14 protein-coding genes are annotated in these 11,575 nt (G+C 70.9%); 6 read left to right on the top strand and 8 right to left on the bottom strand.

What is annotated here, in order from left to right; all coding sequences use genetic code 11:
* Nucleotides 1-191: 191 nt before the first annotated feature.
* From FE633_RS46125 to FE633_RS46110, 4 genes are read left to right on the top strand one after another with little or no spacing between them, the layout of a single operon-like run.
* Nucleotides 192-605: a roadblock/LC7 domain-containing protein gene (locus FE633_RS46125; RefSeq protein ID WP_138051131.1), complete on the top strand. Its 414-nt coding sequence runs from the start codon at nucleotides 192-194 to the stop codon at nucleotides 603-605.
* Entirely contained in the window at nucleotides 602-973 is a 372-nt protein-coding gene (locus FE633_RS46120; RefSeq protein ID WP_171060406.1) for a DUF742 domain-containing protein, read from the top strand. Before FE633_RS46125 ends, FE633_RS46120 begins: the two co-directional genes overlap by 4 nt.
* The gene (locus FE633_RS46115; protein ID WP_138051130.1) at nucleotides 951-1,598 is read left to right on the top strand and encodes a GTP-binding protein; all 648 of its coding nucleotides are present in this window, start codon (nucleotides 951-953) and stop codon (nucleotides 1,596-1,598) included. The genes FE633_RS46120 and FE633_RS46115 overlap by 23 nt, the downstream gene beginning before the upstream one ends.
* Before the next feature lie 47 nt (nucleotides 1,599-1,645).
* Complete coding sequence (locus FE633_RS46110; protein WP_138051134.1) at nucleotides 1,646-2,965, top strand: cytochrome P450; 1,320 nt, start codon at nucleotides 1,646-1,648, stop codon at nucleotides 2,963-2,965.
* A gap of 126 nt (nucleotides 2,966-3,091) precedes the next feature.
* Here FE633_RS46110 and FE633_RS46105 read toward each other — a convergent pair whose 3' ends face one another.
* The 4 genes from FE633_RS46105 to FE633_RS46090 all read right to left on the bottom strand — a co-directional run bounded on the left by FE633_RS46105 (nucleotide 3,092) and on the right by FE633_RS46090 (nucleotide 8,534).
* Complete coding sequence (locus FE633_RS46105) at nucleotides 3,092-4,345, bottom strand: cytochrome P450 family protein (protein ID WP_138051129.1); 1,254 nt, start codon at nucleotides 4,343-4,345, stop codon at nucleotides 3,092-3,094.
* Nucleotides 4,346-4,571: 226 nt separating this feature from the next.
* Nucleotides 4,572-5,804 (bottom strand): SGNH/GDSL hydrolase family protein, encoded by a 1,233-nt coding sequence (locus FE633_RS46100; protein WP_138051133.1) that lies wholly within the window; start codon nucleotides 5,802-5,804, stop codon nucleotides 4,572-4,574.
* Nucleotides 5,805-6,001: 197 nt separating this feature from the next.
* Entirely contained in the window at nucleotides 6,002-7,309 is a 1,308-nt protein-coding gene (locus FE633_RS46095; RefSeq protein ID WP_246114149.1) for an extracellular catalytic domain type 1 short-chain-length polyhydroxyalkanoate depolymerase, read from the bottom strand.
* 40 nt (nucleotides 7,310-7,349) lie between these two features.
* Complete coding sequence (locus tag FE633_RS46090; protein ID WP_246114148.1) at nucleotides 7,350-8,534, bottom strand: glycoside hydrolase family 62 protein; 1,185 nt, start codon at nucleotides 8,532-8,534, stop codon at nucleotides 7,350-7,352.
* Nucleotides 8,535-8,679: 145 nt separating this feature from the next.
* Between FE633_RS46090 and FE633_RS46085 the strand changes: the two genes are divergently transcribed.
* Both FE633_RS46085 and FE633_RS46080 read left to right on the top strand, forming a co-directional pair.
* On the top strand, nucleotides 8,680-9,129 hold the full coding sequence (locus FE633_RS46085) for a hypothetical protein (protein ID WP_138051127.1): 450 nt from the start codon (nucleotides 8,680-8,682) through the stop codon (nucleotides 9,127-9,129).
* Nucleotides 9,130-9,232: 103 nt separating this feature from the next.
* Entirely contained in the window at nucleotides 9,233-10,447 is a 1,215-nt protein-coding gene (locus tag FE633_RS46080) for an acyltransferase family protein (protein WP_138051126.1), read from the top strand.
* Here the strand turns inward: FE633_RS46080 and FE633_RS47985 are convergent.
* The 4 genes from FE633_RS47985 to FE633_RS46060 form a co-directional block, all read right to left on the bottom strand.
* Nucleotides 10,444-10,641 carry a hypothetical protein gene (locus FE633_RS47985; RefSeq protein WP_212747356.1) on the bottom strand — a complete coding sequence of 66 codons (198 nt, stop codon included), beginning with the start codon at nucleotides 10,639-10,641 and terminating at the stop codon, nucleotides 10,444-10,446. The genes FE633_RS46080 and FE633_RS47985 overlap by 4 nt on opposite strands.
* A gap of 17 nt (nucleotides 10,642-10,658) precedes the next feature.
* Complete coding sequence (locus FE633_RS46070) at nucleotides 10,659-10,967, bottom strand: gas vesicle protein K (protein ID WP_138051125.1); 309 nt, start codon at nucleotides 10,965-10,967, stop codon at nucleotides 10,659-10,661.
* Nucleotides 10,968-10,973: 6 nt separating this feature from the next.
* On the bottom strand, nucleotides 10,974-11,210 hold the full coding sequence (locus tag FE633_RS46065) for a gas vesicle protein (RefSeq protein ID WP_138051124.1): 237 nt from the start codon (nucleotides 11,208-11,210) through the stop codon (nucleotides 10,974-10,976).
* Nucleotides 11,207-11,575: GvpL/GvpF family gas vesicle protein (locus tag FE633_RS46060; RefSeq protein ID WP_171060405.1), on the bottom strand; the 369-nt coding region annotated here is incomplete at its 5' end. The genes FE633_RS46065 and FE633_RS46060, both read right to left, overlap by 4 nt.

The raw sequence follows: 11,575 nt of genomic DNA, 5'->3' as shown, positions 1-11,575 counted from the left end.
GCCCCGCAGCAGCGGCCCGCCGCCGAAGAGCACGCGCCCCCGCCACTCGACGACTCCGCCGCGCGCACGGCCGAGGAGACCGCCCGCCGCCTCGGCGCGTTCGCGCGGGGCACCCGCCACGGCCGCGCCGCCCTGGACGACGTACCGGACCTTTCCGGCACCCCCCACGCAGACGAAGGGAACACCCGAGGATGATCGAGCCCACGAACAACGAGTTGGGCTGGATGCTCGATGAGGTGCTGAAGGTCCCTGAGGCGCGCCACGCGATCCTGCTCTCGGCCGACGGCATGCTGCGGGCCCACTCGGCGGACATCGGCAGGGACGACGCCGAGCGGCTCGCCGCGGGACTCTCCGGCGTCCAGTCGATCAGCCGCAGTACGGCGGAGTTCTGCGGCGCCCCGAACACCCCCTGGCGGCAGACCCTGATCGAGTTCGCGCAGGGATACGTCTTCCTCGTCGCCGCCGGGGAGGGTGCCTATCTCGCGGTGTCCACGACCGAGCACGTGGACATGGAGGCCGTCTCGTACCGCATGCACAAACTGGTCGACCGGCTCGGCCAGGTGCTGATCAGCCCGGCCCGGCGGGACACCGGCAGCCCCGCATGACAGCGTCCGGCGGGCGGCCGAGGCGTTCGGGAGACAAGCTGGTGCGGCCGTACGTCGTCACGGACGGCCGCTCCCAGCCCTCCCGCAACACCCTGGACCTGGTCACCCTGTTGATCGCCGCCGACGATCTGCCCCTGACCGGACTGAGCCCTGAGAAGCGGGCGTTGATGGAGCTGTGCCGGCCCGGCGCGCTGTCGGTCGCCGAGGTGGCCGGTCATCTGTCGCTGCCGGTCAGCGTCACCAAGGTGCTGATCGCCGACCTCATGGACAGCGGGCACATCGTCACCCGCGCCCCCATCCCGTCCGCCCGGCCGACCGAGGCCCGCATACTCCAGGAGGTTCTCGATGGGCTCCGCGCCCGCCTCTGAAGACGTCGCATCCGAGGATGTCGCATCCGGGGACGTCCATCTCCCGAGCAGCGTGCAGACCGCCGCCAAGATCCTCGTCGTGGGGCACTTCGCGGTCGGCAAGACCACGTTCGTCGGCGCGCTGTCCGAGATCCGGCCGCTGCGTACGGAGGAGGTCATGACGGAGGCGGGCGCGCTCGTCGACGATCTGGCGGGTACGAAGGCGAAGACGACCACCACGGTCGCCCTCGACTTCGGCCGGCTCACCCTCAACGACAGCCTGGTGCTCTATCTCTTCGGCACCCCGGGCCAGCAGCGCTTCACCCAGCTGTGGCAGGACATGACCCGCGGAGCACTCGGCGCGCTCGTCCTCGCCGACACGCGTCGCCTGGGCCAGTCCTTCGACGTCATGGGCGTACTGGAGGAGCTCGGCCTGCCGTACGCGGTCGCCCTGAACGAGTTCGACGACGCCCCCGGGCACGATCTCGCCGAGATCCGCGAAGCGCTGGACCTGCTCCCCGAAACACCCCTCGTACGCTGCGACGCCCGCGACCGGATCTCCTCCACCCACGCGCTGATCGCCCTCGTCGAGTACCTCCTGAACCGCACCAGCGACACCAGTGACAGCGAACTGGAGCACGTGTGACCTCCGAAGCCCCCGACCCGCCCCAGGGCTGCCCCTTCCACGAGCCGATGTACGGCCCCGGTTTCGCGGACGACCCGGCCGCCGCCTACCGCAGGCTGCGTACGCACGGGCCCACCGCCCCGGTCGAGTTGGCCCCCGGCGTCCGGGCCACCCTCGTCACGAGCTACGAGGCCGCCCTGCACGTCCTGCGCAGTCCGGAGACCTTCTCCAAGGACCCCCGCCGCTGGCGCGACCTGGCCGACGGCACCGTGCCCATGGACAGCCCGGTCGTGCCGATGATGATGTACCGGCCGAACGCGCTGTTCACCGACGGCGAGGAGCACCGCCGGCTGCGTGGGGCCATCACCGACAGCCTGGCGCGCGTCGAGCCGAACACGCTGCGCGGATACGTCGAGCGGTCCGCCGATCTGCTCATCGACCGGATCGCGCCGCGCGGCGAGGCGGATCTCCTCGGCGAGTACGCCCAGGTCCTGCCGCTGCTGGTGTTCAACCGTCTTTTCGGATGCCCGCCCGACCTCGGTGAACGTCTGGTCGAGGGCATGTCCGGGATCTTCGACGGTGTGGACGCGGAGAAGGCGAACGCGATACTCACCGAGACCCTTCTCGACCTGATCGCGCTCAAGCGCGCGCGGCCGGGCCAGGACATGACGTCGTGGCTCATGGCCCACCCGGCCGGGCTCACCGACGAGGAGATGATCCACGAACTCGTCGTCCTCATGGGCGCCGGCACCGAGCCCCAGCAGAACCTGATCGCGAACAGCCTGCGGCTGCTGCTGTCCGACGACCGGTTCGCGGGCAGCCTGGGCGGCGGCAGTCTGCCGGTCGAGGACGCCCTCGACGAGGTCCTGTGGGCCGACCCGCCGATGGCCAACTACGCCGTGCACTACCCGGTTCGGGACGTGGTGTACGAAGGCAGGCTGCTGCGATCGGGCGACCCTCTCGTCGTCAGCCTCGCCGCGGCCAACACGGACCCGGCCCTGACGACGTCCGACCAGCGCGCCGGAAACCGTGCCCACTTGGCCTGGAGCGCGGGGCCGCACAACTGTCCCGCGCAGAGCCCGGCCCGGCTGATCGCGGCGGTGGCGGTCGAGAAGCTGCTCGACCGGCTGCCGGACGTGGAGCTGGCGGTACCGGTCGACGAACTCGTCTGGCGGCCCGGTCCGTTCCACCGGGCGCTGGCCTCACTGCCGGTGCGCTTCCCACAGCTCACCGCGGACCCCACACCAAGGCCCGCCCCCGCTCCCCACGACCCACGACACGACCCGCCCCCACCCCCCACGAACACGCAGGCACCGTCCCCCGCCCCGACACCCACCCGCCCGACCGGCGCCTGGGCCCGACTGCGGGCGTGGTGGCGCGGGGAGTGATGGGGTTCCCCCAGCGGCGGCGCGCCGCTTGAGCGACCCGGTGTCCGCTGGGCGCCGGGGGCGGCGGCCGCCTTCCGCCCCCGCCTCGGTGCCTGTCCGCCCATGCGGCGCGTGGGCCCGGAGTGATCAGGCTCCGGGGTGTAGGTGTGCGGGGAGGGTGTGGTGGCCGTTGGAGATGAAGGATTCCACCGGGGTCAACTCCTCGTCCGGCACGGCGAGTCGGAGGTCGGGGAAGCGGTCGAAGAGTGCCGGGAGTGCGATGCGGGCCTCCAGGCGGCCCAGCGGGGCGCCGAGGCAGAAGTGCACGCCGTGGCCGAAGGAGAGGTGCTCCTTGTCGAGCCGGGTGACGTCGAAACGGTCGGCGTCCTCCCCGTGCCTCACGGGATCGCGCCCGGCGGCGGCGTACGCGGCGAGGATCGCCTCGCCCTTGCCGATCACCATCCCGTCCGGGCCGCCGAGTTCACCCAGGTCCAGCTCCTCCACGGCGTACCGCAGGGGCAGGCTGGCGACCGGTGCCTGGACCCGCAGGGTCTCCTCGATGACGTCGTCCCACGTGGCGCGGCCCGCGCGCACGTGCGCGAGCTGCTCGGGCTGGGTGAGCAGGGCGTGGATGGCGTTGTCGATGAGGTTGACCGTGGTCTCGTGGCCCGCGCTGATCATCAGCACCAGAGTGTCGAGCAGCTCCTGCTCGCTGAGCCGGGTGTCGCCCTCGTCGTCACGGGCCGTGATCAGCGCGGTCGTCAGATCGTCGCCGGGGAACGCCCGCTTGGTGGCGACGAGTTCGCTCAAGACGGCGTATATCCGGGCGTAGGTGTCGGTCACCTCCTCCGGCGTGGCCGAGGTGTGGAAGATGCTGTCCACGACGGCCCGCAGTTCGGCGCCCTTCTCCTCCGGCAGCCCGAACAATTCGCTGATCACGCGGATGGGCAGCGGGTAGCAGAACTCCTCGCGCAGATCGACCGGCCCGCCGCTCCGGCCGGCCTCCTCGATCCCGTCGAGCAGGTCCTTGGTGATCTCCTCGACACGGGGCTGGAGCGCGGCCGTTCGCCGTGCGGTGAACGCCTTGGCGACGAGCGTGCGCAGCCGTTTGTGTTCACCGCCGTACGCCGTGAACATGTTCTGCACCGCGACCCAGGTGAACAGCGGCCACTCCGGGGAGATCTTCCCGTCGATCCAGACGGGCCAGTGCTGCCGCGGGTCCTTGGACACCCGGGGATCGGTGAGCAGCCGCTTCAGCAGTTCCGTACTGCTGACCGCCCACGCCTCCACGCCGTCGGGGAGTTCCACCCGTGTCACCGGTCCGTGTGCGCGTATGCGCGCCGCCTCGCCGTGGATGTCACGGCCGGACGGATCGATGACGATGGAGCCCTGCTCTGCCATGGAAGCCTCCCGATACTCGAACCACGCGAACACCTGAGCGGGCCGAGTGGCATGATCGAACGCCGATACCAATACGGTCAGTGACGCTACGCGGCCGTACGGTTCACGAACGAGAGCGCGCGACGTCCACTGCGCATGCCGACAAGTTCCGTACGCGCCCTGGCAAGTTGAGGACATGATTCCGCTTCGACCTCGGACCGGCTCAGGCCGGTTCGGAGCGGGATCCTCAGGAATGGAAGAGCCTGGTCGGGACAGCCAGGGCCAGCGTGCGGTAGCCGGCGGGGTTGAGGTGCAGCCAGTCGCCGGTGTGGAGGTCGGGGTGCAGGCGCGCCGGGTCGGCCGGGTCGCGGACGGCGCGGTCGAAGTCGATGACCGCGTCGAACCTGCCGCTGGTGCGGATCCAGGTGTTGACCTCCTGCCGCGCCGCCTCGCGGTGCCCGGCGGGGTCGTCGTAGGGCACGTTGCCGCCCAGCGGTGTCAGCGTCGCTCCGTAGACGCGGATGCCCTGGGCGCGCGCCCGCACGATGATCTGCTCGTACGCGGTGATCAGGTCGGCGGTGACGCGCCGCTGGGCGGCCGGGGTGGCCGCGGCCGTGCCGATGTCGTTGACGCCCTCGAAGACGATCAGCCAGGAGACTCCGCTGCGGGCCAGGACGTCCCGGTCCAGACGGGCGAGGAGGTTGGGACCCAGTCCGTCGTTGAGGACGCGGTTGCCGCCGGCCGCCTGGTTCAGTACCGCGACATCGGCGGTGCGGGGCCGGGCCCGGAGCCGGTCGAGGAACTGGTCGGGCCAGCGGTCGTTCGCGTTGGTGGTGGAACCGCGGCCGTCCGTCAGCGAGTCGCCCACGACGGCGACCGCCGCGGTGCCGGCACCGGAGAGCACCTCGACGTCGCTGAGCAGGTACCAGTGGTCGACGGGCGTCGCTCCGGGCAGATCCCGCTCCCGCGTGTGGTCGCCGTTCTGGAGGTACGAGGTGGTGCGGGAGCCCGGGTGCGACGTGAGCGCGAGGGACGCCTGGCCCTCGGCCAGATAGGTGGTCACGGTCAGGTTGGATCCCGGCCGGAGGCCGAAGTCCAGCGGATCGGACACCAGTTGGGCCCCGACCGGGACGGTCGCGGACGCCCGTCCGCCGAAGGTCACCGGGCGTGAGCTGCCCGGCTCGATGGCGCTGACTCCGGCCCGCCCGTCGAGCGGGAGCGCCACGGACACCGCCGTGAGGGGCAGCGGGGTGTCCCCGAAGGCGTTGGAGAACCGCAGCCGCATGCGCCCGCCGCCGGTGGTGACGCGAACGGTCTGCCGCAGTGTGGTGTCGACCAGGACGGCATCCTCCCCGGTGAACGGCGGGGGAGGCATGTTGTGAACCTCGGTCAGCTGCGGCATCGCCGTCCAGGTGTTCACCCAGTGGGGGCCGGACGTGCCGGACCTGCCGGATGTACCGGACGCGGATTCTCCGCTCATGTCCTCGGCCCCCACCGGGGATGACGTCGAGACGACGGTGAGGACGAGGCCCAGTACGAAGGCTGCCACCGCGATCAGATGGGCGGCGTACGGCACTCTTCTCGACGGCTTCACGGGCACGGTGCCTTCCTCTGGGCCTCTGGGGTGACGGTGCTTCAGGCGTCGGCGGTCACGCGTCGGCGGTCAGGCGTCGGCGGTCACGTGACCGTGCACGCCTTGCCGTTGAGAGCGAAGCCACCGGGAGCGGCCGTGGTGCCCGTGTGACTGGCCTGGTAGCCGATGGTGACGCTCGCGTTGGGGGCGATCGTGCCGTTGTAGGTGGCGTTGGTGGCCGTCACGGCTCCGCTCGCGGGGCTGTACGTGGCGCCCCAGCCGTTGGTGATGCTCTGCCCGGAGGGCAGGGTGAAGCCCAGCTGCCAGGCGTTGACGGAGGTCGTGCCGGTGTTGGTGATCGTCACGGAGGCGGTCAGGCCGGTGCTCCAGGCGTTCGTGGTGACCGCCACCCGGCAGGCCCCCGGCTGGGGTTGGGGTGCCGGGCCCGTGCTGTCCAGACCGAAGAACGTGATGACGCGGGCCGCCATGCCGCCGGCGATCAGGTTGTGCCCGACGCCCTGGAGGCTGATGGCCTCGACGGGAGCCCGGTCACCGGTGGAGCCGTAGCGGGTGCGGGTCCAGTTGGCCTGGGGCGAGTCGGTGCGGGCGGGCGTCTGGCTGACACCCTGCACGTTCGTCCACTGCTTGATCTGCTCCCCGAAGTTGGGGTAGCGCAGGACGTCGTCCTCGGTGCCGTGCCAGATCTGCATCCGCGGCCGGGGTCCGGTGTAACCGGGGTAGGCGGCGCGGGCCAGGTCGCCCCACTGCTGCGGTGTGTGTGTGATGTTGCCGTTCGAGCAGTCGCTGTTCCACTCCGAGCCGTTGGTGGTGGCGAAGCAGCCGAACGGCACGCCCGAGAACGCGGAGCCCGCCGCGAACACGTCGGGGTAGTCGCCCAGCAGGACGTTGGTCATCATCGCGCCGGAGGAGACGCCGGTGGCGTAGATCCGGTCGGTGTCCGCGTCATAGGTGCGGGTGACCCAGTCGACCATGGACTTGATCCCCACCGGGTCGCTGCCGCCGCCGCGGCGCAGCGCCTCGGGGGAGGAGACGTCGAAGCACTTGCTGCTCCGGGTGACGGACGGGTAGACGACGATGAACCCGTAGCGGTCGGCCAGTGAGGCGTACTCGGTGCCGTTGTAGAAGTCGGGACCGGAGCCCGTGCACCAGTGCACGCCCACCAGGACCGCCGGGTTCGGGGCGACGTTGTTCGGCACGTACACGTACATGCGCAGATTGCTGGGGTTGGCGCCGAAGTTCGTGACCTCGGTGAGAGCGGCGGCGGGAGCTGCCGAAGCGGCGGGCGCGGTGAGGAACGTGGCCGCCAGTAACGGCACCAGCGCTCCGAGGAGCGCGACGAGCACCGAACGTAAGCGTCTCTTCGCGGTGTTGCGGGGGGTGGTGGAGGACACTCCATGTCCCTTCCTGGTCGCGGCTCTTGCGGGGAGTCGTTCAGCAGGCGGAGTTGGTCTGGGTGAGCAGGCCCAGCCGCCAGGGGAGTTGGGAGTAGTCACCGCTCGCACCCGGATCCATGCCCTGGTAGAGGTACTGGAGGCGGCACGGATCGATGGTGAGGGTCTGGTCGACCCCGTCGCGGATCATCTCGCCGTGACTGAAGTCCTTGGTCCAGGCGGGTACGCCCGGTGCGAAGGTCACGTTGCTGGACCGGGCGAACGCGTTCGCCTCGGTGTCCGCCAGCGGCTTCCACGCGCCGCCCAGGCTGTCGGCCGTCCACGCGCGGAAGTACCGTCGCCAGTCGGACTGGGTGGCCAGGGCCTCCACGAGCATCAAGTACCTGCCGCTGTGGCCGAGGCGGTAGACGTTGCCGGCCTCGAAGAGGTCGAAGCGGTTGGGCTCGGACAGCACGATGGTGGTGTCGCGGAAGCCGTTCGGGAACTCCGCGACCGTGGTGCGCGACCGGTACTGGTGGCCGTTGCCGTCGGAGAAGAACAGATAGCAGTCGGTCTTGTCGCAGATCACCCAGAAGTCCAGCCAGGCGCCGTTGCCCTTGTTCTGTGTGACGACCGGCGGTTCGGTCTCCATGAAGGTGCGGGGCGCGCTCCAGCTTTCGGGCCGCATGGGGTCGGTGGTCGTCGAGAACGACGGAGGACCGGTCTGGTAGACCATGTACCACAGCTTCTGGGGCGCGAAGTAGAACACCTGGGGCGCGGCGGCGTACCGGTTGCCGATGTTGGGGTTGGTGTCGAGGAACGTCTGCGGCGCGGAGGCGGCCTGCGACCAGTCGGCGAAGCTGGTGTACGCGAGGCTCCACGCCCCGGATGTGTTGGCGGTCGTGGCGTAGACGTGCCACTTGTCCTTGTACCGGAACACCGTCGGGTCCTTGACCGAGACGATCGGGTGGGTGGCGTCCGGCTTCGGTGAGATCAGCGGGCCGCTGGACGACCACGTGAAGGAGCTGGGCAGCGAACTCGCGGTGTTCTTCGGCGCATTGGCCGGGTTCTGCGCCGCCTGCTCGGTGGCCTGCGTGGATGTCTGCGTGGATGTCAGCCTGGAGGCCTGTATCGAGTCGGCGGTGGCCCGTGCGGGTGCCGGTGCCGGCGGCGCGGCGACGGCACCGACGGCCATCAACCCCAGGATCATGCCGCCGACGAGCGTGCGTGTGCGTGGAATCCTCACGATGTGTCCCTCTCCGGAACGGAGCCCCCGCCGGGCATCGTGGCATGGACACGACCGCCATGGAAGCGCTCCCACGCGAGGTGGCTGGAACGTGTGTGCCACGGGACTCGGTCGCCTACGATCGGGCCTCACGGGGAGGCTTGAGATGCAGATCGCTTCGTTGCCGTATCTCGACGAGCACGCGACGGTCATCGCGGCAGAGGTCGATGACGTCTGGCGCAGTCTGGGCGAGACACTGGACCGGTCCTTCTCACGTCCCGGTGCGGCCGGTTACGCGAGACTGGTCGGAGCTGACGACCGCACAGCATCGGGGCCACGGCCCCCTGCCGAGGGCTCGACGTTCCCCGGCTTCCGGGTGGCGGCCGCGGTCCCGGGACGGGAGTTGGTCCTCCAGGGGCGCCACCGCTTCTCGTCCTACGCCCTGATCTTCCGCCTCGAACACATCGGTCCGGGCCGATCACGGCTGCGCGCCGAAAGCCGGGCCGCCTTCCCCGGCCTCGCCGGCGGCCTCTACCGACGGCTCCTCATGGGGACGGGCGGGCACGTGGTGGGCATGCGGCGCCTGCTGTCGGCCATCCGCAGAGGTGCCGAGTAACCGCCTCGTGTGACGCCGTCGCGCGGTCGGCAGGGGGATGGTGTTCGCCGCGCTCGCCCCCAACACTGGTGACGCAGACCGTTGCGGGGGAGGAGCACCGGCCATGGCGCGTCGTATCGAACCAGTACGGCAAGCACTGCCGGAGCGGCGGCCGGAGCTCGATGCCATCCGGCTGCTCGTGGTGCTCGGGCTGATCTTCTTCCACTCGTCGCTCGTCTTCGCGACGGACGACGACTACTACGTCAAGAACTCCGAGACCACGGAAGTCATCCTGATCGCCGCCGGGTTCGCGGTCGTCTGGGCGATGCCCGCGCTGTTCCTCATCGCCGGCCTGGGATCCTGGTACTCGCTGCGCCGCCGCGGCGCGGCAGGCTTCGTGAAGGAGCGCCTGTTACGCCTGGGCGTGCCGCTGGTTTTCACCACGCTCGTCCTCAACCCCCTGCCGCAGTGGCTCCGTTACCGTTCCGAGGGCCGCGGCCACGACGAGTCCTACCTCGCCTTCCTGCCCCGCTTCTACGACGTGCACGTCGAACTCGACGAGTTCCCCTTCCTCGTCCAGGGCGAGTACTTCGAGACCGGCCACCTGTGGTTCGTGCTCCTGCTGCTCGCCTTCTCCCTCATGCTGGCGCCCCTGTTCCGTGTGCTTCCCGCCGACCGGGTCCGGCCCGTCGCCGACCGGGTGGCGCTGGCGACCCTGCGCGTCCGCCCGGCGATCCTCCTGCCCGCGATCCCGCTCGCCCTGCTCTGCGCCTTCGCCGGCATGGAGGAGAACTACGCCGGCTGGCACCGCTGGGCCTATCTGGTGTTCTTCGCCGCCGGCTGCGCCCTCGCCGCCGACGACCGATTCCGCACCGCCATGCGCCGCGCCGCGGTGCCGGCCGGCTGGCTCGGGGCCGGCTTGTTCGCCCTCTGCGGCCCGGGTTTCGCCGTCGCGGACGAGCCCTTCACCGAGATGACCGCCCTGAGCATCGCGATCCGTGCGCTCTTCGGGGCGGCCGGCTGGTGCCTGGTCGTCGCCATCCTCGGCCACGTCGACCGCCGCCGCGCGACCCGGGCCACCACCCAGCCGCCGGAGCGGCAGCCCTCGGTCTCCCGACGCCGCGCCCACGCCTACCTGGCCGCCGCGGCACTCCCGATCTACGTCCTGCACCAGCCCGTCGTCGTCGCCGTCGCGTACTTCGTCGTCGGCTGGAGCGCCCCGATCCCCGTCGAGTACGCCGTCATCGTGACCGTCTCCCTGGCCCTCACCCTGGCCGCCTACGAGTTCCTGGTGCGTCACACTCGCGTGACCCGGGTTCTCTTCGGGATGCGGTCCTAGGGCCTGTCCGGGGTCGGCGTGCCGAGGAGTGGTGCGAGTACGCGGCGCAGGTCTTCGCTCTCGCGGTAGTGGGCCGCGGCGGCGAGGGCTCCGGCGGGCAGACCCTGGGCCCGTTCGATCGCATCGGCGGCGGGCCAGTGCCGGAGCACTCCGTCGATGTCGCAGAGCACGGCGTCGTAGTGAGGAGGGGGCACGCTCATCGCTGTAGCGGTCAACTCCCGTTCGCCTGCGGCAGCAGGGTCCCCAACGGCCCCAGGTCCAGGTTGAGGTCTTCCATGCGCAGGTCGTAGCGGGCGCAGAGTTCTTCCATGCGGTCGTGGAGGAGCATCAGCGTCAGGCCGATGCGTTCCTCCTGATCCTCCGTGAGGTCCTCCTTGTCGACGCGGTGAAGGGCCTGGCGTTCCATGAGCTGGCGGAGGAGTTCGACGACGGTCAGGACGAGTTTGACCAGGTCGCGCTCGACGGTGTCCGGATCAGTGGACAGGCGGTGGGCGGCGCGGCTTTCCGGGGGCGGGGGCATGGGGCCTCACAGGAGCGGGGCGGGGTGGGCTGTGCCGACGGTTCCGATGTTTCCGACGGTTCCGACGGCGTCCACGGCGGCGGCAGCGACGGGGGCGATGACGGCGCGGAGGTCGATGCGGACGAGGTCGACGTCGGCGATGGACAGGACGAGGTCGCCGGTCAGGACGACGCCGCCTTGGAGAAGACGGTCGAGGAGGTCGATGAGGGCGACCGGACGGTCGGCGTGCGGGGTGACGGTCACCGGGCGGGCTCCGGGGGGAGGGAGAAGGAGTACGGGGCCCAGGGGCCGGTCACTTCCACGTGGACGCCGGGCAGGCCCTCGGCGGCCGCCAGGACGCCGGTGCGGAACTCGTCGACGCGGTCGGCGGGGACGAGGTAGGTGTCGTTGCTGACGTTGGTGCCGGGAGCCCGGCCGGCGAGGTCGCCACGCTGGGGGCGGTGGGCGACGTGGTCGACGGCGAGGCTGCCGGCCGTCTCGGTGAGGCGGGCGGCGGTCCGGCCGGCCGCCTGCCAGGCGTCCTCGGCGGTGCGGCGCATCCGGCGCCGTCCGGCGAGGTAGGCGCGGCCGGGGTTGAGGTCCGCGGCCGGGGCGGCGGCCGGGTCCGG

The sequence above is a fragment of the Streptomyces montanus genome (assembly GCF_005786655.1).
Classification (GTDB): domain Bacteria; phylum Actinomycetota; class Actinomycetes; order Streptomycetales; family Streptomycetaceae; genus Streptomyces; species Streptomyces sporangiiformans.
This window is presented reverse-complemented; position numbering and strand designations above follow the sequence as displayed.